Source organism: Acetobacterium carbinolicum (assembly GCF_047456275.1).
Lineage (GTDB): Bacteria > Bacillota > Clostridia > Eubacteriales > Eubacteriaceae > Acetobacterium > Acetobacterium carbinolicum.
Genome location: NZ_CP173357.1, coordinates 1,454,333 through 1,478,092 on the forward strand (window position 1 = coordinate 1,454,333; position 23,760 = coordinate 1,478,092).

Annotated in this window: 25 protein-coding genes; 19 read left to right on the forward strand and 6 right to left on the reverse strand. The window is 47.7% G+C overall.

Annotation, left to right across the window (positions count from 1 at the left end; genetic code table 11):
- Positions 1-155: 155 nt before the first annotated feature.
- Positions 156-542 carry a hypothetical protein gene (locus ACIZ62_RS06725; protein ID WP_111887411.1) on the forward strand — a complete coding sequence of 129 codons (387 nt, stop codon included), beginning with the start codon at positions 156-158 and terminating at the stop codon, positions 540-542.
- A gap of 150 nt (positions 543-692) precedes the next feature.
- Here the strand turns inward: ACIZ62_RS06725 and ACIZ62_RS06730 are convergent, their stop codons facing one another.
- A complete protein-coding gene (locus ACIZ62_RS06730) occupies positions 693-1,424 on the reverse strand; it encodes a permease (protein WP_111887410.1) in 732 nt (243 codons plus the stop codon).
- Complete coding sequence (locus tag ACIZ62_RS06735; protein ID WP_111887409.1) at positions 1,421-1,903, reverse strand: permease; 483 nt, start codon at positions 1,901-1,903, stop codon at positions 1,421-1,423. The genes ACIZ62_RS06730 and ACIZ62_RS06735 overlap by 4 nt, the downstream gene beginning before the upstream one ends.
- Before the next feature lie 116 nt (positions 1,904-2,019).
- Between ACIZ62_RS06735 and ACIZ62_RS06740 the strand changes: the two genes are divergently transcribed.
- The 18 genes from ACIZ62_RS06740 (at position 2,020) to ACIZ62_RS06825 (ending at position 20,896) form a co-directional block, all read left to right on the forward strand.
- Positions 2,020-2,685 (forward strand): Crp/Fnr family transcriptional regulator, encoded by a 666-nt coding sequence (locus tag ACIZ62_RS06740; RefSeq protein ID WP_111887408.1) that lies wholly within the window; start codon positions 2,020-2,022, stop codon positions 2,683-2,685.
- 76 nt (positions 2,686-2,761) lie between these two features.
- A complete protein-coding gene (locus ACIZ62_RS06745; protein WP_111887407.1) occupies positions 2,762-2,935 on the forward strand; it encodes a type II toxin-antitoxin system RelE/ParE family toxin in 174 nt (57 codons plus the stop codon).
- A gap of 230 nt (positions 2,936-3,165) precedes the next feature.
- A complete protein-coding gene (locus ACIZ62_RS06750) occupies positions 3,166-3,429 on the forward strand; it encodes a type II toxin-antitoxin system Phd/YefM family antitoxin (RefSeq protein WP_111887406.1) in 264 nt (87 codons plus the stop codon).
- Positions 3,422-3,634, forward strand: coding sequence for a Txe/YoeB family addiction module toxin (locus tag ACIZ62_RS06755; protein ID WP_111887405.1), 213 nt, complete (start codon positions 3,422-3,424; stop codon positions 3,632-3,634). Before ACIZ62_RS06750 ends, ACIZ62_RS06755 begins: the two co-directional genes overlap by 8 nt.
- 308 nt (positions 3,635-3,942) lie before the next feature.
- On the forward strand, positions 3,943-5,508 hold the full coding sequence (locus ACIZ62_RS06760; RefSeq protein ID WP_414151549.1) for a type I restriction-modification system subunit M: 1,566 nt from the start codon (positions 3,943-3,945) through the stop codon (positions 5,506-5,508).
- A complete protein-coding gene (locus tag ACIZ62_RS06765) occupies positions 5,508-5,822 on the forward strand; it encodes a hypothetical protein (protein ID WP_111887403.1) in 315 nt (104 codons plus the stop codon). The genes ACIZ62_RS06760 and ACIZ62_RS06765 overlap by 1 nt, the downstream gene beginning before the upstream one ends.
- Positions 5,815-6,987: a restriction endonuclease subunit S gene (locus ACIZ62_RS06770; RefSeq protein ID WP_204355477.1), complete on the forward strand. Its 1,173-nt coding sequence runs from the start codon at positions 5,815-5,817 to the stop codon at positions 6,985-6,987. Before ACIZ62_RS06765 ends, ACIZ62_RS06770 begins: the two co-directional genes overlap by 8 nt.
- Positions 6,984-10,016 (forward strand): type I restriction endonuclease subunit R, encoded by a 3,033-nt coding sequence (locus ACIZ62_RS06775; protein ID WP_111887401.1) that lies wholly within the window; start codon positions 6,984-6,986, stop codon positions 10,014-10,016. The genes ACIZ62_RS06770 and ACIZ62_RS06775 overlap by 4 nt, the downstream gene beginning before the upstream one ends.
- Positions 10,017-10,275: 259 nt before the next feature.
- Entirely contained in the window at positions 10,276-10,596 is a 321-nt protein-coding gene (locus ACIZ62_RS06780) for a helix-turn-helix domain-containing protein (protein ID WP_111887400.1), read from the forward strand.
- Positions 10,597-11,970, forward strand: a complete 1,374-nt coding sequence (locus ACIZ62_RS06785) for an ImmA/IrrE family metallo-endopeptidase (RefSeq protein WP_111887399.1) — start codon at positions 10,597-10,599, stop codon at positions 11,968-11,970.
- Between the two features lie 169 nt (positions 11,971-12,139).
- Positions 12,140-12,313, forward strand: a complete 174-nt coding sequence (locus ACIZ62_RS06790) for a hypothetical protein (protein ID WP_162624440.1) — start codon at positions 12,140-12,142, stop codon at positions 12,311-12,313.
- Positions 12,314-12,541: 228 nt separating this feature from the next.
- The gene (locus tag ACIZ62_RS06795) at positions 12,542-13,135 is read left to right on the forward strand and encodes a glycerol-3-phosphate responsive antiterminator (protein WP_162624439.1); all 594 of its coding nucleotides are present in this window, start codon (positions 12,542-12,544) and stop codon (positions 13,133-13,135) included.
- A gap of 44 nt (positions 13,136-13,179) precedes the next feature.
- Positions 13,180-13,827: an SGNH/GDSL hydrolase family protein gene (locus ACIZ62_RS06800; protein ID WP_111887397.1), complete on the forward strand. Its 648-nt coding sequence runs from the start codon at positions 13,180-13,182 to the stop codon at positions 13,825-13,827.
- A 70-nt stretch (positions 13,828-13,897) separates the two neighbouring features.
- Positions 13,898-15,436 carry an amidohydrolase gene (locus ACIZ62_RS06805; RefSeq protein ID WP_111887396.1) on the forward strand — a complete coding sequence of 513 codons (1,539 nt, stop codon included), beginning with the start codon at positions 13,898-13,900 and terminating at the stop codon, positions 15,434-15,436.
- A 12-nt stretch (positions 15,437-15,448) separates the two neighbouring features.
- Positions 15,449-16,936: a glycerol kinase GlpK gene (glpK, locus tag ACIZ62_RS06810; protein ID WP_111887395.1), complete on the forward strand. Its 1,488-nt coding sequence runs from the start codon at positions 15,449-15,451 to the stop codon at positions 16,934-16,936.
- 218 nt (positions 16,937-17,154) lie between these two features.
- Positions 17,155-17,709, forward strand: a complete 555-nt coding sequence (locus ACIZ62_RS06815) for a DJ-1 family glyoxalase III (RefSeq protein ID WP_111887394.1) — start codon at positions 17,155-17,157, stop codon at positions 17,707-17,709.
- A 70-nt stretch (positions 17,710-17,779) separates the two neighbouring features.
- Complete coding sequence (locus ACIZ62_RS06820; protein ID WP_111887393.1) at positions 17,780-19,375, forward strand: PucR family transcriptional regulator; 1,596 nt, start codon at positions 17,780-17,782, stop codon at positions 19,373-19,375.
- A 102-nt stretch (positions 19,376-19,477) separates the two neighbouring features.
- Positions 19,478-20,896 carry an aminomethyl transferase family protein gene (locus tag ACIZ62_RS06825; protein WP_414151550.1) on the forward strand — a complete coding sequence of 473 codons (1,419 nt, stop codon included), beginning with the start codon at positions 19,478-19,480 and terminating at the stop codon, positions 20,894-20,896.
- A 92-nt stretch (positions 20,897-20,988) separates the two neighbouring features.
- Here ACIZ62_RS06825 and ACIZ62_RS06830 read toward each other — a convergent pair whose 3' ends face one another.
- From ACIZ62_RS06830 to ACIZ62_RS06845, 4 genes are all read right to left on the reverse strand, one after another.
- Positions 20,989-21,492 (reverse strand): hypothetical protein, encoded by a 504-nt coding sequence (locus ACIZ62_RS06830; protein WP_204355476.1) that lies wholly within the window; start codon positions 21,490-21,492, stop codon positions 20,989-20,991.
- A 168-nt stretch (positions 21,493-21,660) separates the two neighbouring features.
- Entirely contained in the window at positions 21,661-21,909 is a 249-nt protein-coding gene (locus ACIZ62_RS06835; protein ID WP_162624438.1) for a hypothetical protein, read from the reverse strand.
- A gap of 119 nt (positions 21,910-22,028) precedes the next feature.
- A complete protein-coding gene (locus ACIZ62_RS06840) occupies positions 22,029-22,838 on the reverse strand; it encodes a phosphatase PAP2 family protein (RefSeq protein WP_162624437.1) in 810 nt (269 codons plus the stop codon).
- Positions 22,825-23,760: a diacylglycerol/lipid kinase family protein gene (locus tag ACIZ62_RS06845; protein ID WP_111887389.1), complete on the reverse strand. Its 936-nt coding sequence runs from the start codon at positions 23,758-23,760 to the stop codon at positions 22,825-22,827. The genes ACIZ62_RS06840 and ACIZ62_RS06845 overlap by 14 nt, the downstream gene beginning before the upstream one ends.

Consider the following 23,760-nt stretch of genomic DNA (forward strand, 5'->3'; position numbering starts at 1 on the left):
TCACGCATTTTCGATTCCTTTCTGCATAAAAGAGTCTCTTTCTGCACAAAAATATCAACTAAATGTGCAGAAGTCAATGCTCTTAGGTAGAATAATCGAAACAACCATTAACAAATAAGTTTATAAAAGTGTCAGGCACGCAGGTAATTATAAAAGTGTCAGGCACGCAGGTAATTAAAAGCTATGACAAGGTCAAACTCAATCAAAAACTGAGTTATGAAGAACTGCATGAGATTATGAAAGCAGGAACCTATCCCTGTGGGGAACCCCAGCTGACCGGAAAAGGAATCATGCATTGCATTCAGTTTCCGCCAGTAGATAAGTATGTTATTCAGGTGGCTTTAAGCGGAACCACCGTGACGATCACCAAAATTTACAATGGCGTCGGCGGTATTCTCAAAGAAACGGTTGGTGATGCCGTGACCGGCGGCTGGTATGATGTCCTCAATGGTGAAAACATTGACCTTAATCAGATGACCCGGATTATCGGCGAAGAGCTGACCCGACTGTGCGGCGAAAAAGGATTACTAAAAACCGCGTAAGCTGTCAGGGATAGTGAGAATAGTCAGTAAAAAATGTCGAGACAATCAAGGCAAAGCGTCATTCACCGTTTTGATAGACGCTGATGATTGCAGCCGATAAAAACACTAAAATCCCCCTGCTGCCAATAGAACGGCAGCAGAGGGATTTTTTCAGCGATAAAACCGGATGATTTTAGCGGGACATTTTGCCACGGCATCCTTGATGGCCAGGCCGTCCCCGGGCGACAAAGTCTGGCTGATGACGGTCGCTTTTTTGTTGACCATCTTAAAATGGCTGGGGGCGATTTTAGCGCACAGGCCGCAGCCCACACAATAGTCGGCGTTCACAGCAAGGGGACCATCCAGAGTGGCGGCTGCTTCATCGTCGGCGGGAAGATCCGCCGGTTTGACAAACCGGGAGGTGATATAGCCCATCAGAAAAATCGCCAGGGTGGTCAGAATCCAGCGGACGAGCATGAATTCGGGTCCCAGAAATTTGCTTTCAGTGATTAGCATCGGGATTTTGATCACCGCCCAGGTGGACAGGATGATAACAATGTTGGCAATACTGGCGCCCTTGCTCAGTAACATTTTGCAGACCGGAAAGGCGGCGTAAATGGGACCGGCTGAAAAACTGCCCAGTAAAAAAGCAAACAGCGAACCTTTAAGGCCCGAGTTCTTGCCAAAGGCGTTTTCGATGGTTTCTTTTGGTACCCAGGCAGATATCAGCGAGGTTAACAGCAGAATCACCGGCATGATCATCAGCATTTCCTTGACATAATACCAGGTGTTGCCCAGAGATGGCAGAAATTTGTCCGGAGCAAAAATGCCGACGGCCACATAAGCCAGGATCACGATCATCAGAAAGCGGTTGTTTTTGAGTTGGCTTTTTAAAAATGTCATAGTATCACCCCCATCGCCAGGGCAATCACCAGGGCAAAAGCAAAGCTCAGTGAGTTGCGGATCAGCGTGAATTTCAGACCGAATTCTCTTTTCTCAAGCGGAAAGGTCACCACTCCGACCATCGTCAGCGTGGTCAGAAAAGCGACAATTGGAACGATGCTGGCACCGGCGTCGACCAGTGAGGCCACCAGTGGAAAGGCGACAAAGGCGGGGATCAGGGTGATGCTTCCCAGCAGTGCGAAAAGTACCGTCGAAACAACCTCGTTGGCCTGACCGATGGTGGCTTTAATCGTTTCCGGTGGCACAAAGGTGAGGATCAGACCAATCAACAGCAAGATGCCGAGGATATCCCCGGCGATCCCTTTCATCATTCCCCCGGACATTTTTATGGCCTTCAGGGTTTTGCCCTTGTCTTTTTTCAGTGAAAACCCCAGCCATACCAGGGTGATCACCCAGAAAATCAATGTAAAAATATCCATCCGTTAACCTCCAAGTTGATTATGCGAATCTCAGCTTCAAAATTCGAATTTTCTATAGTATACTGTAGATCAGCGGAATAAAAAGTTACCACGGTCACACCTCAGGAGGTTATTTTATGAATCATCAGGATTTCATGACAATTTTATCCAGCCACAGCCTTTTTTCAGATTTTTCAGACGAAGCCCTGAATCAGATTTTCAGAGCCCATTACTATGAGAAACGAGAGTATGAAAAAGATCAGGTGATCCATTTTCAGAACGAATGCTGCCGAACCATGGATCTGATTCTGAGCGGCCGGGTGGCGGTTCAGAATCTCGACCGCGAGGGGAACGTGTTGACCATCAGTATTTTTCAGGACGGTGATGTGTTGGGGGCCAATCTGATTTTCTCCAGTCGCAACAACTATCCGATGACGGTGCTGGCCCAGTCGCCGGTGGTGATCCTCCATCTTCATCAGGAAATGATTCTGGAACTGTGTCAGATGAACCGTACCTTTATGATCGGGTTGATGAAAGCCATCTCCGATAAAACCCTGATTCTCACCGACAAGATCAATGCCATCTCGATGAAAACAATCCGCCAGTGTATCATTGATTTTTTACACTATGAGTCTCGGATTCAGAAAAGTCAGGTAATCCGACTGCCATCATCAAAAAAAGATCTGGCCCAGCGTTTTGGGATACAGCGATCCTCCCTGAGCCGGGAGCTCAGCAAAATGCGCCAGGATGGACTGATCGATTTTGATGCCAAAACCGTTACCATCAAAGATTTAGATGCTTAGAACAGGTAGATAATCGGACCCGTTAATATCTTGAGATGAAGAAGATGTAGTGTCAGGCACCCAATAGCTACTGGCGATGCAGATTCTGGGAAAAATTGAAGAGAAAGTAACACGACTGGAACAGATGCCCAAAAGTGGCAGGTTTGTGCCAGAGTTAAAAGCATTTGATCTGTTAACTTATCGTGAAGTTGTTTTTTCGCCCTGGCGCATCATTTATAAAATTGAGAAGCAATATGGTTGGTTGCTATAGCATAAAAGAACCGCCGCGGTATCTCTTGCTCCAAAATTAAATGTTTTATCAATCTCGGTTATCATGATGATGAGGTGATGATGGCTTTGATTTGTGGGAAGAACAGGTGCGATAAAAAAATAGTGGATTAGCCAATGTTAGCGGGAACCGCCGTCGTTCTTTCCTTGACTTCGTGCCCCAAATAAAATACAATATTAAGTACAGAAAGAAGTCCTTAAGGAGGAGAGATTATGTTAGCCATCAATTATACCACCATGAGAAACAAGATGAAATCTTATTTTGACAAGGTAACCGATGACTGTGAAACCATCATCGTCACCCGGAAAGGCGAAAAAAATGTCGTCCTGATTAGTCTTGATGAATATAACAATTTAATGGAAAATGCTTATATTACCAGTAATAAAGCCTATTATGATCGACTGATCGAAAGTAAAAATCAAATTGAACAGGGTAAAACGATCGAATTAAAAGCGTGTGACATGAACGATGAATAAATTGTTTTCAGAGCATGCCTGGGATGAGTATTTATACTGGCACAATAAAGATAAAAAGATCCTTAAAAAAATCCATGAGTTGATTCGCGATATTGAACGCAATGGATACACGGGAATTGGGAAACCAGAAGCCCTCCGGCACGAACTATCCGGGTATTGGAGCAGAAGAATCTCTGAAAGCGATCGATTAATTTACAAAATCTAGGATGATACCATTTATATCATCGGTTGCAAGAGTCATTATGGGGACAGTTAAGGTTACACCAGCTACACACAAAAAACGATCAGCCAATGCCAGCGGGAGTGCTGGGATTGGCTGTTTTTTTTAATGGGTTTATTGATCATGGCTATACGCTGGCCGTGCTGGCGGTTTAATTCACTTTAATAAAGACCGGTTGCGATTTTTTAAAGGGTGAGTTAAAATTAAAAGGTATGCCTGTCAGAGCGACGCACTGATCGGGCGAAATACGAGCGACCACGACTAACAAATAAAAGCAAAGATGGAGAAGATACATGGCTGATAATCGAAAAGAACAACAACGGGCTGAACTGCACCGCACAATCTGGAACATTGCCAATGATCTGCGCGGCAGTGTCGACGGCTGGGACTTTAAGCAGTATGTTCTGGGGATACTGTTTTACCGCTATATCTCAGAAAATCTGACCGACTACATTAACCGCGGCGAGCATGAAGCCGGCAACAGCGAGTTTGATTATGCGCGATTATCGGACGCCGAAGCCGAAGAAGCCCGGGCTGATCTGGTTTTGACCCGGGGTTTCTTTATCCTCCCCAGCGAGCTGTTTGTAAACGTCCAAAGCCGTGCCGCCGATGATGAGAACCTCAATGAAACGCTGGAGCAGGCCTTTCGCAATATTGAAAGCTCGGCCCAGGGCAGTATCAGCGAAGATGATTTTAAAGGCCTGTTTGACGATATTGACGTCAACAGCAACAAGCTTGGCGGCACCGTCGCCAAACGCAACGAAATGCTTGTCAAGCTCTTAGATGGTATTGGCGACATGACCCTCGGCGGCTATCAGGACAACACCATCGATGCCTTTGGCGATGCCTACGAATACCTGATGGGGATGTACGCCTCCAACGCCGGTAAAAGCGGCGGCGAATACTACACCCCCCAGGAAGTCAGCGAACTGTTGACCCGGATCACCCTGGTCGGCAAAACCGAAGTCAACAAGGTCTATGACCCGGCCTGTGGCTCCGGCTCGCTGCTTTTAAATTTTGCCAAGATTCTCGGCAAAGAAAACGTTCGCCAGGGCTTCTATGGTCAGGAAATCAATATCACCACCTATAATCTCTGCCGCATCAATATGTTTCTCCACGATATTGACTACGATAAGTTTGATATTGGTCATGGCGACACCCTGACTGACCCGATGCACTGGGATGATGAACCCTTTGAAGCGATTGTCTCCAATCCGCCTTACTCGATCCGCTGGGATGGCGATGCCAATCCGCTGCTGATCAACGATCCCCGCTTTTCGCCGGCCGGGGTGCTGGCGCCCAAGTCCAAGGCTGACCTGGCCTTTATTATGCATTCGCTGGCCTGGCTGGCGACCTCCGGTACCGCGGCGATTGTCTGCTTTCCGGGGGTCATGTACCGGGGCGGCGCCGAACAGAAGATCCGCAAATACCTGATCGACAACAACTATATTGACTGCGTCATCCAATTACCGGGCAATCTTTTCTTTGGCACCAGCATTGCTACCTGCATCATGGTGCTTAAAAAGTCTAAAAGCGAAAACAGCACCCTGTTTATTGATGCCGCCAAAGAATGCGTCAAGGTTACCAACAATAACAAACTGACTCAAGCCAATATCGATACAATTATCACGGCCTATACCAACCGGGCGGACCTTGAGCATTTTGTGCGGCTGGTGCCTAATGCCGAGATTTCGGCTCAGGACTATAACCTGTCGGTATCCAGCTACGTCGAGCAGCAGGATCTGCGGGAGGTGATTGATATCACCGTTCTTAATGCTGAGATTGAAGCGATTGTCGCCCGGGAGCAGGTGCTGCGGGACGAGATTGCCAGCATTATTGCCGAGATTGAGGTGGGATGATGGCAAACGAGTTTGAATTTTTAATTTATCGTGCCGTTGATGAAGAGATATCCGTTAATGCAGTGATAAATGACGAAACTATCTGGCTCACTCAGAAAGCAATGGCGGAACTTTTTGCCGTACAAGTTCCGGCGATTAGCAAACACCTCAAAAATATTTTTTCAGAAGGTGAACGGGGTCAAAAAGTGGTTGTTTCCAAAATGGAAATACCCACTCGACATGGCGCGATTCCCGATAAAAACCAAAAGATTCGATCCGACTTTGATCGGCAAGTCGAAAAACTGCTAAACAAAGGAGGGGATGGCAATGAGTAAGCTGGAAGAATTGATTGCGGAGCTGTGCCCGGATGGGGTAGAGTTAAAAAGTCTTTCACAAGTGCTGACAATTAAAAATGGCAAAGATTATAAGGGGTTTGATAAAGGTAATATACCGGTTTATGGTACTGGCGGTATTATGACTTACATCGACCATGCTGCTTTTGAAAAACCTTCGGTACTAATACCACGTAAAGGTTCAATTGATAAATTGTATTACGTGGATGTACCGTTCTGGACAGTAGATACAATTTTTTATACTGATATAAATACTGATATAATTGAACCTAAATTTGTTTTTTACTATTTGCAAGCCCAACATCTTGAAAGACTCAATACAGCTGGTGGTGTGCCAAGCCTGACGCAAGCTGTTCTTAACTCTGTTAAAATCCCCCTCCCGCCACTGCCGGTGCAGGGTGAAATTGTCCGGATCCTGGACAATTTCACGGAGCTTACAGCGGAGCTTACAGCGGAGCTTACAGCGGAGCTTACAGCACGGAAAAAGCAATATGAGTATTATAGCAAAGAATTGCTGTCATTTAGGGACGCTCAGTATTACGCACTTGCTGATTTATGTGACATTGTCGATTACCGAGGTAAAACCCCAAAAAAGGTGGAAAACGGAGTCTTTCTTGTTACGGCAAAAAACATCAGAAAAGGTTATATTGATTATGAAAAATCAAAAGAGTACATTGCGCCAGAAGATTATGAGATTGTTATGCGACGCGGTTATCCTCAGCAAGGTGATGTATTGATTACAACAGAAGCGCCTTGTGGCAATATCGCCCAAATTGACAACGAAGATATAGCTTTAGCACAGCGAGTAATTAAGTATAGACCAAAAACCGATGCACTTAATAGCACTTTTTTGAAATATATACTTCTTGGGAATGAATTCCAAGATAAACTTTTAGCAACCGCTACCGGTGGTACCGTAAAAGGAATCAAAGGCAGCAAATTGCACAAGCTTACAATCCCCGTTCCACCCCTCGAAGTCCAAGCCCGCATCGTCGCCATCCTCGACCGCTTCGACACCCTCTGCAACGACCTGACCAGCGGCTTGCCGGCTGAAATCGAGGCCCGGCGCCAGCAATATGAATATTACCGCGACCAGCTGTTAACCTTTCCGGTCCGGGCTGACGTCGAAACGGAGGTGGGCGCATGAGCCTTTATAACGTCGTCGTATCCTCCAACGAAGCCACCGTCGTCGCCGAATACCAGGCTGATTATGGCCGCTCGGATGCCTATCAGAGTGAAGCCGAGCTGGAGCGGGAACTGATCCGCCTGCTTCAGGCCCAGGGCTACGAGTACCTGTGCATTCACGATGAAGCCGCCCTGGTGGCCAATCTGCGTCGCCAGCTGGAAGCACTTAATGACTATGCTTTTAGTGACGCCGAGTGGCACCGCTTTTTTGCTGAAAGCATTGCCAGCAGCAATGAGGGGATTGTCGAAAAAACCCGCAAGCTCCAGACCGACCATGTCCAGAACCTAAAACGTGACGACGGCACCACCAAGAATATCATCCTGATCGACAAGAAAAATATTCACAACAACCGCCTGCAGGTGATCAACCAGTATCAGGAAGTAGGAGGCAGCCACGAGACCCGTTATGACGTCACCATTCTGGTCAATGGTCTGCCGCTGGTCCATATTGAATTGAAGCGCCGGGGCGTCGCCATCCGCGAGGCTTTTAACCAGATTAAACGTTACCAGCGGGACAGCTTCTGGGCCGCCAGCGGGCTGTTTGAATATGTCCAGATTTTTATCATTTCCAATGGCACCCACACCAAGTATTATTCCAATACTACCCGCTCCAGCCACGTCAAGGAAAGCGCGGCCGGGGAACGCAAAAAGAGTAAGAAGACCAGCAACAGTTTTGAGTTCACCTCCTACTGGGCAGACAGTAACAATACCGCCATTGCCGACCTGGTCGACTTCACCCGGACCTTTATGGCCAAACACTCGCTCTTAAACGTGCTGACCAAATACTGTGTCTTTACCTCCGAAGCGTTGCTGCTGGTGATGCGGCCCTACCAGATTGCCGCCACCGAGCGGATCCTCTCGCGGATCGAGATTTCAAATAACTATAAGCAAACCGGCACGCTGGCTGCCGGCGGTTACATCTGGCATACCACCGGCAGCGGCAAGACCCTGACCTCCTTTAAAACGGCCCAGCTGGCCACGGCGCTGCCGTATATCGACAAGGTGCTGTTTGTGGTCGACCGGAAAGACCTAGACTACCAGACCATCAAGGAATACGAACGCTTCCAGAAGGGCGCCGCTGACAGCAATACCTCCACCAAAATCCTGCAACAACAGCTGGCCGACAGCTGTTCAAAGATCATCATCACGACGATTCAGAAACTTGATGTCTTTGTTTCCAAAAACAAGGGTCATGCGGCCTTCAAGAAACATTTTGTGATCATCTTTGATGAATGCCATCGCTCCCAGTTTGGTGATATGCATAAAAAAATCGTCACCGCCTTCAAACACTATCATCTCTTTGGCTTTACCGGGACGCCGATCTTTGCCGCCAATGCCGGCAGCGGCGGCAACCCGGCCATGCGCACCACCCCCCAGGCCTTTGGCGACAAGCTGCATACCTATACCATTGTCAATGCCATCAATGACGGCAACGTGCTGCCGTTTCGGATTGACTATATCAACACCGTCAAGATGAAAGATGGGCTGGCGGATAAAGAGGTGGCCGCCATCGATACCGAAGCGGCCCTGGCCGATCCGGCCCGGATCCGCGCGGTTGTCACTTATCTGCTTTCACATTTTGACCAGAAGACCAAGCGCAACCATTTCTATTCGCTTAAGGGTCAGCGGGTCGCCGGCTTTAACTCGATTTTGGCGGTCAGTTCGATCCCGGTGGCGAAAAAATATTATCTCGAGCTGAAAAAACAGCTGGCCGAGCAGGGCCGGGCCCTTAATGTCGCCACCATTTTCAGCTTTTCCGCTAACGAAGCCGATCCCGAGGATGTCTTTCCCGACGAGGATTTTGATACCGCCGGCCTTGACCAATCCTCCCGGGATTTTCTGGAAGCGGCCATCGCCGATTATAACGCCGATTTTAATACCAACTATGATACCTCGGCCGAGAAGTTTCAAAACTACTACAAAGACCTGTCGCTGCGGATGAAAAACCGGGAGGTCGATCTGTTGATTGTCGTGAATATGTTTTTGACCGGCTTTGATGCCACCACCCTGAACACCCTATGGGTCGATAAAAACCTCAAGCAGCACGGCCTGATTCAGGCCTTCTCGCGGACCAACCGGATCCTCAATGCGGTTAAGACCTACGGCAACATCGTCTGTTTCCGGGATTTGCAGGAACAAACTGATGCCGCCATCGCCCTGTTTGGCGATAAGGATGCTGGCAGTATCGTGTTGCTTAAAAACTTTGATAGCTATTATTATGGCTTCGACGAAGATGGCCAGCATCACCCCGGCTACACCGAGCTGATCGCGGAGCTGGGTCAAAAATTCCCGCTGGGTACGGCGATCATCGGCGAACAGAACCAGAAGGATTTTATCCGGCTGTTTGGGGCAATCCTGCGGCTTAAGAATATTCTGACCGCCTTTGACAACTTTCCCGGCCAGGAAATCCTGACCAACCGCGACTATCAGGACTATCAGAGCCTTTATCTTGATCTATATCAAGATTTCCGCGAGGGCGAAAAAGCCGACAAGGAGCGGATCAACGACGACATTGTTTTTGAAATTGAACTGATCCGCCAGGTCGAAATCAACATCGATTATATCTTGATGCTGGTGGCCAAATACCATGCCTCCAACTGTGAAGACAAGAGTATCCTGGTGGCGATTGATAAAGCCATCGGCGCCAGTATTGAACTGCGCAGTAAGAAGGTTTTGATTGAACACTTTATTGAAACCGTTAATGCGTCCACCAAGGTGGACGAGGAGTGGCGCCGCTTTGTTGATGAGCAGAAAGAGCGCGACCTGGTGGAGCTGATCAGTGCGGAAAAACTCAAACCGGACGAAACCAGAAAATTTATTAATAACGCCTTCCGTGATGGGGCGCTGAAGACCAGCGGGACCGACATCGATAAAATCATGCCCCCGGTGTCACGCTTTGGTGGTGGCAACCGGGCCGTCAAAAAGCAAAGTGTCGGCGACAAGCTGATGAAATTCTTTGAAAAGTATTTCGGACTGGTGACGGAAGAATAATCGTTAGCGTTCTTTATTATCCCAGAAACGCCCGCTCTCACGGGCGTTTCTTTATTTTTTGACACCGCTACCCGCGAAAATTGATTTAAGAATTCATGGGAATAAATAGAAATACTTTCAGCAAGATATTAATTGTTTCATGATTAAAAACTAATTAGACTTGAATTTACTTAATGTTAATAATGTCAGGAATCCTGACGAAATAGATTGTGTTTTTTAGCGCAGGGCAGTATAATATTCATAAGAGGAGTGAGTAAAGATGAAAACTATTTTTGAGAGATTGAAAAGTTACAGAAAGGCGTTAGGTCTTTCTCAAGATTATGTTGCAAAACAGATTGGGGTTTCTCGAACTACCATTACTGCAATAGAATGTGGAGAACGCAATGTTTTAGCGAATGAATTGGATATGTTTGCTCGGATTTATGGTGTAACGGTGGATGAAATTCTTCATGAAACAAAACCTGAAGATGCTGAAGTTAATATGTTTGCCAGAGCTTTTTCAACGCTTTCTGTTAATGACAAAAAAGAAATAATGAATCTGATTGATTTTAAAAGGAAGTATAAGGAGTCGATGATTTAGATGCTGAGAGACAATAAATATGATGAATATTTAGATTCGCCCCAGCAATTAGCTAAAAGAATCATCGACAGGTTACAGGAAGAAAATGAGATAACATTTCCGATTGATCCCTTCAAGTTATTGTCTATGAATGGTATTGTTTACCAATTTCGAGACTTCAAAGAACTTGAGGGGATTTATATTGCTCCGCTAAATCAAGAGGATATACCCATTGTTGGTATCAATTATAATCGACCGATTCCGAGACAGCGTTTTACAGCCGCGCACGAATTGTGTCATCATATAAAAGATCGTTCGAATGAGGCTTGTCCGATTGGCGGACAAAAGTATGAGATAGAAAAGTTTGCCGACCAGTTCGCTTCGGAGCTGTTAATGCCAAGAGGTTATTTTGAGGCTGAGGCCCGAAAATATTTAATTGATGGAAAGGTAACGTTTGATGATGCCTTGAAATTATCGCTACACTTCGGCGTCAGTTTTGAATCGTGTGTGTTTACGTTAGCCTATCGCTGCAATTTTATCGAAGGCAATACGCATGCTAGCGAATTAAAAAAGAGATTTAGAAAGTATAAACCTCAAAATAAACTTGCTGAGTTGGGATTGTTGTCATTTGATCCATGTTTGAGAGAACAAATTATCAATTCATATACTTACTTTTATAAGCACGATTTTAATTTAATTTGGAATATCTTTAAAAATGATTATATATACAATGAAAGCAGGATTGAAGGTAGTCATCTCAATAAAGAATGTGTAGCTGAAATAATCACTGATTTGAGATTGCACAAACAAGAAAGTGAGTTCTGTAAATCAGATTTACAGGATATTATTGAAACCGCTGGGCAATCAGATCTATATGATTATATTTTTGATACCACTGATAAAATATCGACTTACTTAATACTAAAATTACACAGTATGCTTTATCGATATGCGCCACATCACGAGTTGGCCGGTTCATTCAGGGAAAATAATAATTTTGTTACGGAATCAAAATTTGAAACCTGTGATCACAAAGATATATTTAAAGAAATAACAAGTCTTAATGATGAAGTGCAAGAATTGATGAAAGAAAAAGATGAAATTTCGATGGCTATGTATATCGAAAGAACTGTGAAAATCCACCATAAACTCACGATTATTCATCCTTTTGATGATGGGAATGGGAGAATATCTAGAGTATTCCTCAATTGGCTGTTTAAAATCAAAGGTTTGCCACCAGTTTATTTGAAATATGAAAGCAAAGAACGCTATTATGATGCCCTTCAATGTGTGGACCTTAACAATGATTATGAACAACTCAAGGAAGTGTTTTTCACAGAAATTGTTAAAACGATGATGCAAATTTATGATGGTAGAAGAATCTTTGAAGACTAATTAAATAACTTTCAGAACCAGAAACGCGCACTCCCGTGGGCGTTTCTTTATTTTTTGCGCCGCCACCCGCGCCTTAAAACTATCGTGTATCCCGTTTATCAAGCATCCGCCCCCAGCCCAAAGCGGCCACCGCCGCCGCTGATTTGAGCTGGTAGAAGGTGATCCCCTAGTGAATAAAAGAAAGTTCCAGCGGATAATCCTGATAGTTATGCTGGTTAATGGTCAGGGCTTGACCGGTGGCTACGGCCAGCGCGCCGATACCCTCATAGACATGGACGCAGCGGTCATAGCAATGACGAAATCTGTTCGTAGTAGTATTATTAAGCGTATCAATTTTTTGTGAATGATTCTTTATCCCTTGACACCTTGGTGAAAAAGGAATAGAATTAGAAAAAGAAAACCATTACAACTGAATTTATGACAATAGAATAAACATGGGACAAGAGTTTAAGAGATGTCCGTATGATACTGAGGGTGCACCGAGCCGGAAATTTCTGGCTTGCGTCCTCGGTATGATGCGGACTTTTTTATGTTCAAAAAGGTCACCGCGGTGTTACGGGAATGGAATAGGATGCAAATAAAAAACGGCGTGGCAGTCAATGGCTGTCAACAATTGAAATTCAAAGCGGTTATTCCGTCGGTCCATCAACGGAAAGAATTGCTTTACGCCATCGAAAAAACCGATGCGGATTGGATTATGCTCAAATTGGGGGACATCAATACCCTACCGCAACTGGTGGGACATATTCATCGGGCCGGAAAAAAGGTGATGGTCCATCAGGATTCGATTAAAGGAATAGCCCGGGACAAAATGGGTATTCAGTATATGGCAAACTGTGGGGTCGACTGTGTCATCACCATGAAATCGCTCTGTGTGAAATATATTAAAGAATCCGGTATGATGGCGGCCTTCGGTTTTTTCGTCATCGATTCGGATGCGTGTCGAACCGGCCTGATCAATATCAAAGAACATCAACCGGATGTGGTTATTCTGATGCCCGGCACCATTCCGGAACATCTTATCCGGGAGATAAAAGGTGAAACCGGGGTGCCCATCATCTTAGGGGGATTAATGACAACCAGCGAACAAATCAGCAGGGCGATAAAAATCGGGGTCGCGTCAGTGGCCACCAGCAATCTGGAACTCTGGGATCAACAGGCTTGACAGCGAGTATTGGTATCAAAAATTATATATATGGAGGAAAACTGATGAAAAACGTGATGATTTTTGGCGATTCAAACACCTGGGGATGGGACCCATCCAATGATTTAGTGGCAGCGATCAAACGCTGGCCGGATGAGGTCCGCTGGGCAGGGGTGCTCCAGGCCGAATTAGGCGATGACTACAAGGTTATCCCGGAAGGCTTGAATGGCCGGACCACGGTTTGGGATGATCCCATTGAAGAATACCGCTGCGGCAAACAACACATTATTCCCCTGCTGGATAGCCATGCGCCGCTGGATTTGGTAATTATCATGATTGGTACCAATGATTTAAAATGTCGTTATACGGTGACCGCTCAGGATATTGCCAATGGCGCCAGTCTGATTCTCGATAAAACGCTGGCCCAGGTCGGGGCGTTTGGCCCGGCTGGACCAAAGGTACTGTTTATTGCACCACCGCCGCTGGGACCGATAGAAGATGGCATATTTAAATTTATGTTTGCCGGCAACCGCGAAAAATCGGTCCAGATGGCCGAATTCTACCGGGGCGTCGCCGCAAGTCGGGGCGTGCCTTTCTTTGATGCTGCAACCGTGGCCAAAGCCAGTACCATTGATGGACTTCATTTAGATGCGGACAGTCACACCGCGTTGGGTAAAGCCGTCGCCGCTGAAGTTAAAAAGATCTTGGCATAAGCGAAAGTTCAGGCGGCGCAAGCCGCCTGAACTTTTATCAGTATTGATCAGAATGAGGAAGGAGGCAGCAATGGAAGAAAAACTTGCCCTCATTAACGGAATTGGCATCACCATGGATGAAGATCATCCGGTTTGCCAGGGAATTTATCTTAAAAATGGGTTCATTGAAAAAATCGGCAACAGCGAGGCGATAAAAAAACTGGCCGAGTTCGAACAGGCCGCGATTATCGATCTCAACGGTCAAACCTTTTTACCCGGTCTTCATGACTGTCACGTGCATATGATGAGCACGGGCCTGGCGGCGATCGGCATCAACCTGTATGATTGCCAATCAATTGCCGCGGTGCTGGAAAAGCTGGCAGCCGACAAGAGTGCCAATGAACAGGAATGGATCTTTGGCTATGGCTTGGATGAATCCCGGTTATTAGAGAAAAGACCGCCCACTGCCAGCGAATTGGATCAGGTTTTTAGAGACCGGCCCGTTTATCTGGTTGACCGGGGCCTGCATTATACCCAGGTCAATACCATTGCCATGGAATTGATGGGATTTTTAGAAAATGAAGAAGGTCTCGGCCGGGATCAGGCGGGAAAGCGAAATGGCCGGCTTCACAGTCATGCCAACAGTCATGCCCGCAAATACTTTTTTGACAAGCTGACCCGGGATCAGCGGGAAGCGGCCATTCGTCATACCGCTAGAATGGCGGTGGCAATGGGGGTCACCACCATTCATGCGATGGAAGGCGGCGATCTGTCTTCGGATTCCGACATCCCGGTATTTTTAGAAATCATCGACAGTTTGCCGCTCCATGTGGTGCTCCACTGGTGCAGTACTGCGGTGCCGGAGGTGGTGGCCAAGGGTCAAAAAATTATTGGCACCGATATCCTCCTGGATGGCTCCATTGGTTCTCGCACCGCCGCTTTTAAGGAACCCTATGCGGATGATCCCGAAGCGCTCGGTGAACTTTACTATGCCGATGAGTGGATCACTCATTACATCGAAACCGCCCATCGAGCGGGAATGCAAACCGGTTTTCATGCCATTGGCCAACGGGCCATCACCCAGGTGTTAAACGGTCTGGAACGGGCCCTGAATAAATATCCGGTTGATGACCATCGCTTTCGGATTGAACATTTTGGTTTCCCGGATGACCGCGATATCAAACGGGCGGCGGCGCTGGGCGCGGTGATTTCGACCCAACCGGCATTTACCTATTTACGGGGCGGTCCCGACAGTGTTTATGAAGAACGGGTTGGAGCGGAACGAAATCACCGGGCTTATCCGATTCGTGAGTTTATCGATGCCGGGATTATCGTCAATGGCGGATCGGATTCCAATGTGACACCCATTAATCCGGTCCTGGGGATTCATGCGGCGGTCAATCCGCCCTATTCGCAGAACGCCATTACTCCCGGCGAGGCCCTGCGGCTGTTTACCATCGATGGAGCTTTCACCGCCAAAGAAGAACACATCCGCGGCAGCTTAAGCCCCGGTAAAGCTGGCGATATCACGGTTCTGGAGCAAAACCCGCTGACGGTCGCACCGGAAACCATCAAGGATATTGGGGTCGTGATGACCATTTATCAAGGCAAAATCGTTTATAAAAAATAAAGGAGAAGCGCGATGAAGTATATTTTAGGAATTGATGAAGGCACCACCGGCGTCAAGGTCATGATTTTTGATAAGGCTGTGAACATTATTTCCCAGGCTTACTCGGAATTTACCCAGCATTTTCCCCAATCTGGATGGGTTGAGCATGATGCCAATGAAATTTGGGAAGTGACCCTAAAAATGGTGGCGGAGGCGCTAAAAAACGGTAACCTCAAACCGGAAGCGATTGAAGCCATTGGCATTACCAATCAACGGGAAACCACGGTTTTTTGGGATAAAACTACCAGCCAACCGGTGTGTCGGGCGATTGTCTGGCAGGACCGTCGCAGTCTGGACATCTGTGAAGCCCTGGAAGCCAAAGACGGAGCCGGAATTGTTGATCGCACCGGGATGATCATTGTCCCCAATGATGCGGCCACAAAAATTCGCTGGCTGTTGGACAATGACCCCAAGGTGAAGGCCGGCGTCGATAACGGTGAATTACTTTATGGTACCATTGATACCTGGCTGGTTTGGAAGCTGACCGGGGGCCGGGCCCATGTGACTGATTACTCCAACGCCTCGGTTACGCTGCTGCAAAACGCCAGAACTTTGGCATATGATGAATGGATTCTCAATGAATTACAGATCCCCCGGGAAATCCTGCCGGAGCTGCGAACCTCCAGCGAGGTGTATGGCATGACCGATCCGGCCGCGTTCTTTGGAGCTGAAATTCCGGTGGCCGGTATTTTAGGCGATCAGCAGGCCGCCGCATTTGGCCAGGGCTGTCTGGACAAGGGGATGGCTAAAAATACCTACGGAACGGGATCGTTTATGGTGATGAATACCGGCGACAAGTATGTGCCACCTTCGGATGGTCTGTTTTCACCAGTGCTATGGAGTGCCAAAGGACGAACCGATTATGGGCTGGAAGGCATGGCTGATGTGTCAGGCGCCGTCATCCAATGGTTGCGGGATGGTCTGGGAATTATCAACGATGCCAAAGAGGCCGAGGAACTGGCGTTGCAGGTGGAAGACAGTCTCGGGGTCTATTTTGTGCCGGCTTTTGTGGGCTTGGGAGCGCCCTATTTTGATTCCTACGCCCGCGGCACCATTATCGGGATTTCCCGGGGGACGACCAAGCATCACATTGCCCGGGCGGCCCTGGAATCGATGGCTTTTCAGGTGAAAGATGCCTTTAATGTGATGGAAAAGAAATCGGGTTTTAAATTGACCAAACTGCGGGCAGACGGCGGTGGCGCCAAAAGTGATTTCATGCTGCAGTTCCAGGCCGATATTCTAGGCATTCCCGTCGAGCGCCCGGTGATTACCGAAACCACCACTCTGGGGGCGGTTTATGCGGCCGGTCTGGCCGTGGGCTATTGGGACAGCTTTGCCGAAATTGCGGAGTTCTGGAAAATTGAAAGACGCTTTGAACCGCAAATCAGTGCCGAAAAACGTCAGGAATTGTGTGGCTTCTGGGATCAGGCCGTGCAACGATCGATGGGATGGTTGAAATAAAAATGGTTAAACCGCTGTGACCGGGTTGCACAACGACGCGGACAACACTAAGAAGACACGCTGGCAATGACGCATTAAGCCATTGTCAGTGTGTCTTTTATTTTAGCCAGCCGCTTGATAATTCTCTCCAACTGGGGCCTGATTTCTGGTAAAATAAAGACAGAAATAAGCAGTGAATCGCATGGTAAACTGAATCGTTTTGTAATAAGGAGAAAAAGATGAAAACAATTGTTTTTTTAGCACCGGGATTTGAGGAAGTAGAAGCCTTAACAGTGGTCGATTATTTAAGACGCGTCAAGCCGATTACGGTGGAGATGGTCAGCGTCGGCGACAGCCTGATGGTTGCCGGCAGCCATCAGATCGAAGTCAAAGCAGACAAACATATCGATGAGCTGGCCAACCTTGATGGCTACGCTGCGGTCATTATTCCCGGCGGCATGCCCGGGGCCGCCAATCTGCGGGACGATGCCCGGGTTATCAAAATCGTCAGCGACATGAATGGCGCCGGAAAATTAGTGGCCGCCATTTGTGCCGGACCCATCGTGTTAGCCAAAGCCGGGATCATCGCGGGCAAAAAAGTGACCTCATACCCCGGCTTTGAAGCGGATCTGCCCCAGGCAATCTACCAAACGGACGCGGTTGTCCGGGATGGCAACCTGATCACCTCCCGGGGCCCGGGCAAAGCCGTCGATTTTGCCCTGGAACTGGTGAGCGTTTTAGTCAGCGCGCCAGAAGCAGAGACACTGCGCAAAAATATTCTTTATGATAAGTAGGTATCAATTTGAGTGTAGAGTTGGGTAATGAAATATCCGTGAGTAACAATTGATAAAGGGAGGTGATTAAATGGACCTGGCATTAGCGATCTTGCTGGATGAATTGGCAATATTCCAACCCAGAATTGAAAAAGCCATCTCTCTGAAAACAGAATTTAGAAACGTTCATTTTCTCCCTGACGAATCACTAAATATAGAAACGATAGTGGATCAATCGACTTTGTTTATTGCCGATGCGACGACGCTGACGCAAGAATCGACCAAGTTGCCAGCGGATCTGCTGATCATCGGGGCGGATTTGTCTGGCATCAAGTGGGAATCTCTGGACACCCTGATCCGGCTTTCCGGGGAAACCGATCGGGAGGCCCTCTTTCAGCATCTTTTTGATGTGTTTGCCTCTTATCAGGCCTGGGATCAGCGCCTGCTTACTGCCATAATCGATCAGGTGGCGATTGATGAGTTTCTGAACATTGCGGCTGAAAAGCTGCAAAACCCGATGGCGCTTTTTGATAATGCCATGTCCGTCATGGCTACCGCCGGCAAATTTGTGAAGTCACCGGTGGGAACGATCTGGGAAAAAATCAATTTACCGGGATACCCGCTGCTGGATTTTTTTACCCTCCAGGAGCAAAACGAGTTGTCGATAAATGTGATGAAGCAGGTTGATGAGCCCTATTTGTACCGCCCGACGTTTGATCCGGATCATACCTACGCCTCCACCCATATCTGGGTTGCCGGGAAACTGTCCGGTAACATTGGCCTGGTGGATCTCAATGCCCCCTTCACCGCGGGGCAGCTGCGGGTGCTCTGGCACATTACCCAGCGCTTGACCCAGTATTTTAAAACCAATGATGTTTATCAGCGGCTGGCCGAAAACCAGACTGGTCTGATCAATCATCTGCTTGAAGATCCGCTGATTCAGGATCAGAATGTTGCCTATCATCTGGGCCGGTTCGGCTGGCAGCGGGACGATGCATTTTATCTGCTGACCTTTGTCGCCCCGATTGAAAACTTATCGATCATTGAAGCCAATACCTATCTCAAGCGCATCTATAATCACTTTCCCGGTTCGATGGTAACCGTTTATCAGGGCTATATCATTGCGATCATACGGCAAGGGGAGTATCCCATTGAAACGGCCGCCGAACAACAAAGTCTGCCGCTATTGCTTGGTAAGTATCAGCTTAAATGTGGTATCAGTCGGTGCTTTCACGATTTTTTACAGCTTAAGCTGTATTTTGTGCAAAGCCGTTATGCCGTCGACATCGCGATCCAGAACGAGTCGGCCAGTTTTTATTTCTATGCCCCCTACGTAACCGAACACCTGCTTGACTGCTTGGCAAGCAGTGTCGATCTGCGGGTTTTCTGTGATCCGGACATAGTGGCGATGTTAACAACAGCGGATGATCTGGACCGGGAACTGCTCCGCAATTTGCATATTTATCTGCTCCATGGCCGAAATCTATCAGCGGCGGCCAAGGTCCTGAACCTCCATCGCAATACCCTTATTTACCGGATTGACAAAATTGCCCGCCGGCTCAAACTGGATTTTAATTCGCTATCCGAGAATGAGCTGTTTTCGCTGATCTTTTCCTGCATGGTGGCGGAAAGTATTGATGGACAAGACCAAGGAATAGACAGATGTAGTAACTATCGTCAAAAATGACGAAAAGCGTCACATTCTTCTGAGGATATAACCGATTACATTTTCGTACCGCTGACTTATAATAACGGTATTAAATCGTTAAAGAAACTCAGGAGGAACAAGATGAGCAAAGCAGTTAAAGCCGATTTCAGTGTCAGTGGTTTGGGCGGGGACAGCGTTCTCGGCGGTGCAGGAACGATGAGCAACCCCGCCAATGAGGGGGCCACGCTCTTTTTTCAGATGGCGCCGGGGATGAATATTCCCTACGAATACGGTGGCGTCAAACAGGAGATTCAGGGCTATCGGGACAGCGCCTGGATCGGGACGACCTTAATGATTTCACCAATCTATGATGTCGTCGGTAAGGATGCTGTCAAATTTCTGAACGCCATTTGCATCAATGATTTTACCAAACTGGGCCTGAATGGCTTGCGCCATGCGGTCATCTGCAACGACAAAGGGCAGATCATGACCGACGGGGTGGTCATTCGCATCGCTGAGGACCGCTACCGGACCTATTGGCTCAATCCACCGATTGATTACCTGTTGAAAAAATCCGGGTTGGATGTCAGCGGCGAAGATAAGACCGGAACTGAATATTTTATCCAGATCGCCGGCGAAAAATCGCTGGAAATTCTGGAGGACGCCTTTGAGGCCGATCTTCACGATATCAAGTTTGCCCGCCATCGCAAAGCGGAGATGGATGGCAAAACCGTGGAAGTGATTCGCCTGGGGATGTCTGGTAATCTGGCCTACGAAATTCACGGCCCGATGAGCGACTTTGATGCGGTTTACCGCAAGGTCTGGGCCAGCGGCGAAAAATTCGGGGCCACCAAGCTGGGCATGCACGCCTATAATTTGTTTAATCATACCGAGGCTGGTTTTCCCAATATTCACCTTCATTATCCTTTTCCCTGGTTTGAATCAGATCAGGGGCTGAGCGATTACCTGGCCCAGAACCCGGCCTTGGGCGGCATGAACAGCAACCGGAAACTGGCCGGCAGCGTCGGCGATGACCTGCAATCGCGCTTTGTCACCCCCTATGATGTCGGCTGGGACTTCCTGGTGAACTTTAATCACGAATTTACCGGCAAACCCGCCCTGGAGCAGATCGCCAAAAATCCGGGCCGCAGGGTAACGACGCTGGAATGGAATGCCGACGATGTGGCAGCTGTTTTTGCCACCATGCTCCGACCCGGTCAGACACCCTGCGATGATATTACCAAACAGAGTGACCTGTCATTGGGGGAAAATTCCTTTAACGGCTATACCGAATACCGAGCTGACAAGGTACTGGTTAACGGTCGGCAAATCGGAATCTCCTCCGGTCGGATCATTTCCTACCCCTATAACAGTATGATTTCGCTGGCCTTTATCGCTCCCGAATATGCCGCTCCAGGAACTGAAGTCACGGTGCTTTGGGGTACACCCGGGACACCGCAAAAAGAGATCCGGGCCATCGTCGCCAAATATCCTTACAATCAAGAGCTGATCCGCAACGAGGATCGGGACGTTGCGGAGATTCCCGGTTATCGGAAATAGTCAGAAATAAATAAAATATTCGCAAATTAAAAGACACGTTGTCAATGGTTGTCTACTCCATTGATCGCGTGTCTTTTTGCCGAAACTTGCGGTTATAGTTTGCGACTATCATAAGCCCAGTGCAGCAGGGCCTGTCGCTGTTTTTGGCGACAGCTTTGATCCATTTTATCGCAGTTCTTTTTGATCGCCCCAATATGGCGTACCATCGCCTTCCAGCGTTTGATCTGGCGGCGGTCCTCATCAGGTACTCTGCGACCATAATAATAGCGGCAATACCATTGAAACCAGCCCCGGGGATCGATGGGATTGATCCAGCCATTGGCCTGCCAGACTTTCAGCGGCTGTGAGGCATTGACCTGATAATAATTTAAAGAAATATCTTTTCGGGTCGGGGAGAGTTTGGCATGGTCAAACCAATCCTCCGGAAATTCCGACCGGCAGTCAGTCATGTATTTGCCCCCGAAAAGACCCAAAGCTAACAGTTCTTTGGGTGAGAGCTCCGGTTTGAAATCAGGATCAAAATTTGCGCCCATCGGTTCATTTAAGTAATAAGTGCCTTGTTGCATGGTATCGTTGATGATTACTTTTTTCATCACAATCTATTACCTCCCCAATATAATGTCGGTTATTAAATGAATACCCTCCCTGGCACGTATTAAAAATAGTTGATCCATATTTTCAGAAATAGTCACAAATAAAAAGACACGCTGTCAATGGCTGATAAAACCATAGACAGCGTATTTTTTATGGTTTAAAAAAGTTGTTCAGCGGAGCTGCGATGCATCAATGACCACGTAAGTACCATCGGCCCACTGATCCAGCGCGATTTGGATCACCGGCGAGCCGTCCGTATCGATAAAAGCCTGGACAATTTCGTCATCCATTTGCGATTCAATAGCGACTTCGGTCACCCCATTAAAAGAAAACCCCTCGAAGGCTTTAATGATGTCCCGCCAGATATCCCGGGAACCATCGATTTTTTTCAGGTTCTTGATCACTTGTTCAATATTCATTTTCTTTACCTCCCCAATATTATGTCGGTTATTAAATGAATACCCTTTTGCATCCGGTTTAAAAATAATAAATAGTCGTTTTTTAAAATTTGGATCTATATCATCCGCCACGGTTAAATTCAAAATGAATTATTGAGAATCACGCCTAACAGGCCCCAGGCGGTTCCTAGCATCGCCCCGCCGAGGACATCCCGGGGGTAGTGCATGCCGACATAGATACGGGTGATCCCGACCAAAAATGCCAGCAGATAACCAGCCAACCCGATAAAAAAGTTGACGTGAAAATAGGGTAAGAGAAAGGTTGCCATAAAGAAGGATTGGCTGGTATGGCCACTGGGAAACGAACTGCCCCGGGCGGGTGACCCGACAATGCGACTATTTTCAATCTTTTTATAGGGACGGGTTCGATGGACCAGCATTTTTATCAGTTCCACCACAAACCATAATGATAAGGTGCCTAAGACAAAGGCATAGGCAAGGACGTGGTGCCCCAAAAAATACAAAATAGTAGCCAGGATCATCGCAAAAATCCCGTTGCCAAGCTGCGTCAATAACAGCATCGTCCCATCAAGCCAGGACCAGCGGCGGCCATGCATATTAAAATAAGTAAAAACCCAGACATCAATCCGCTGACCAACCGACCACACCAGCGAAATAGTGGTTAAAGCAAAAATCAGGACCAGGATCAGCAGCGAATTTTGGCTTTTGACGGCGTCTGAAAAAATGATCCAGACATAATCAGGAATAACGAGCAGAAATGAAATGAGGATAATCGCAACCATGATTAACCAGTAAAGCGGTGGAATATGACGGATCCCGGTAATGATTTTCTGTGCGGCGCCGCGCATTTTACCCACCGGCGAGGGGCTTTTTGCGGTTGCGTGACGGCCTTTGTCAGTGACGGACTGATCCGGCTTATTGCCCTTCATGTGACGCGGTCGCTCCGACCATGACCGACAAAGCCTGTGGCTGTACTTTGATGCGCACCGAACCCTCGCCCAAACTGATATCATCAGCCATTACCGCCATGGCCGGTTCGGTGTCGATGACAATTTCACGGACCTGATAGTGCATAATCCGGGGATCCTCCGGGTTATCGGTGCCGACGCCGGTCAGAATATAAGCGATTAAATCGAGTTTGGAGAGATCGGCAAAAAACATCACATCCAGTAAGCCGTCATGATAGGCATCGGGCGCACCGACTTGATAATTACGACCGACATAGGGCATATTGGAAATTAATGCGGCGTGACCCAACTCGCTGATTTCCTGATTATCGTCCAGAAAAAGATGAATCTCCGAGGGCGGTGCAGTCGTCAGAATGCCGAGAAAATCGCCGATCCGGGTGATGTTGCCGTGCTGGATATCATCCCCGGAGGGGAACAGCATCGAAAACAATCCCACTGAGCAAAGCTCGATAAAAGGGGTGCTGACACCGTCGCAAGTGACCAGGCCGAGATCTATTTTTAAACGCTGGCCGGCGCTGAGAATGGCAACCGCCGCCGCAATATCCGTGGGGATACCGAGGCTTAAGGCCACATTGTTCCGGGTTCCGGTGGGAACAATGCCAAGCGTCGCCGCTGAACCGTACAGCGCTTTGGTGACCGATGAAACGGTCCCGTCGCCGCCACAAACGACAAACAGTTCAATGCCCTGGGCAATGGCCTCATCGACCACTTCCTTCAAGTTACAGTCGGGTTCGATCAGATACAGTTCCGGGATTAACTGCCGGGCCTGCATTTCTTTAACGACCGCCATGATTTGCAGCGGGGATTCGTCATTGGCACCAGAACCGGGATTAAAAATAAGTTTAACGCGCTGTGGCTGCAGCTTGGTTTTTAAAGTTTCCAT

Bases quoted from the DNA above. Each gene is read 5' to 3' on its own strand.
- ACIZ62_RS06730 (WP_111887410.1), bottom strand. From the start codon at position 1,424: ATGACATTTTTAAAAAGCCAACTCAAAAACAACCGCTTTCTGATGATC.
- ACIZ62_RS06735 (WP_111887409.1), bottom strand. From the start codon at position 1,903: ATGGATATTTTTACATTGATTTTCTGGGTGATCACCCTGGTATGGCTG.
- ACIZ62_RS06740 (WP_111887408.1), top strand. From the start codon at position 2,020: ATGAATCATCAGGATTTCATGACAATTTTATCCAGCCACAGCCTTTTT.
- ACIZ62_RS06745 (WP_111887407.1), top strand. From the start codon at position 2,762: ATGCAGATTCTGGGAAAAATTGAAGAGAAAGTAACACGACTGGAACAG.
- ACIZ62_RS06750 (WP_111887406.1), top strand. From the start codon at position 3,166: ATGTTAGCCATCAATTATACCACCATGAGAAACAAGATGAAATCTTAT.
- ACIZ62_RS06755 (WP_111887405.1), top strand. From the start codon at position 3,422: ATGAATAAATTGTTTTCAGAGCATGCCTGGGATGAGTATTTATACTGG.
- ACIZ62_RS06760 (WP_414151549.1), top strand. From the start codon at position 3,943: ATGGCTGATAATCGAAAAGAACAACAACGGGCTGAACTGCACCGCACA.
- ACIZ62_RS06765 (WP_111887403.1), top strand. From the start codon at position 5,508: ATGGCAAACGAGTTTGAATTTTTAATTTATCGTGCCGTTGATGAAGAG.
- ACIZ62_RS06770 (WP_204355477.1), top strand. From the start codon at position 5,815: ATGAGTAAGCTGGAAGAATTGATTGCGGAGCTGTGCCCGGATGGGGTA.
- ACIZ62_RS06775 (WP_111887401.1), top strand. From the start codon at position 6,984: ATGAGCCTTTATAACGTCGTCGTATCCTCCAACGAAGCCACCGTCGTC.
- ACIZ62_RS06780 (WP_111887400.1), top strand. From the start codon at position 10,276: ATGAAAACTATTTTTGAGAGATTGAAAAGTTACAGAAAGGCGTTAGGT.
- ACIZ62_RS06785 (WP_111887399.1), top strand. From the start codon at position 10,597: ATGCTGAGAGACAATAAATATGATGAATATTTAGATTCGCCCCAGCAA.
- ACIZ62_RS06795 (WP_162624439.1), top strand. From the start codon at position 12,542: ATGCAAATAAAAAACGGCGTGGCAGTCAATGGCTGTCAACAATTGAAA.
- ACIZ62_RS06800 (WP_111887397.1), top strand. From the start codon at position 13,180: ATGAAAAACGTGATGATTTTTGGCGATTCAAACACCTGGGGATGGGAC.
- ACIZ62_RS06805 (WP_111887396.1), top strand. From the start codon at position 13,898: ATGGAAGAAAAACTTGCCCTCATTAACGGAATTGGCATCACCATGGAT.
- glpK (WP_111887395.1), top strand. From the start codon at position 15,449: ATGAAGTATATTTTAGGAATTGATGAAGGCACCACCGGCGTCAAGGTC.
- ACIZ62_RS06815 (WP_111887394.1), top strand. From the start codon at position 17,155: ATGAAAACAATTGTTTTTTTAGCACCGGGATTTGAGGAAGTAGAAGCC.
- ACIZ62_RS06820 (WP_111887393.1), top strand. From the start codon at position 17,780: ATGGACCTGGCATTAGCGATCTTGCTGGATGAATTGGCAATATTCCAA.
- ACIZ62_RS06825 (WP_414151550.1), top strand. From the start codon at position 19,478: ATGAGCAAAGCAGTTAAAGCCGATTTCAGTGTCAGTGGTTTGGGCGGG.
- ACIZ62_RS06835 (WP_162624438.1), bottom strand. From the start codon at position 21,909: ATGAATATTGAACAAGTGATCAAGAACCTGAAAAAAATCGATGGTTCC.
- ACIZ62_RS06840 (WP_162624437.1), bottom strand. From the start codon at position 22,838: ATGAAGGGCAATAAGCCGGATCAGTCCGTCACTGACAAAGGCCGTCAC.
- ACIZ62_RS06845 (WP_111887389.1), bottom strand. From the start codon at position 23,760: ATGGAAACTTTAAAAACCAAGCTGCAGCCACAGCGCGTTAAACTTATT.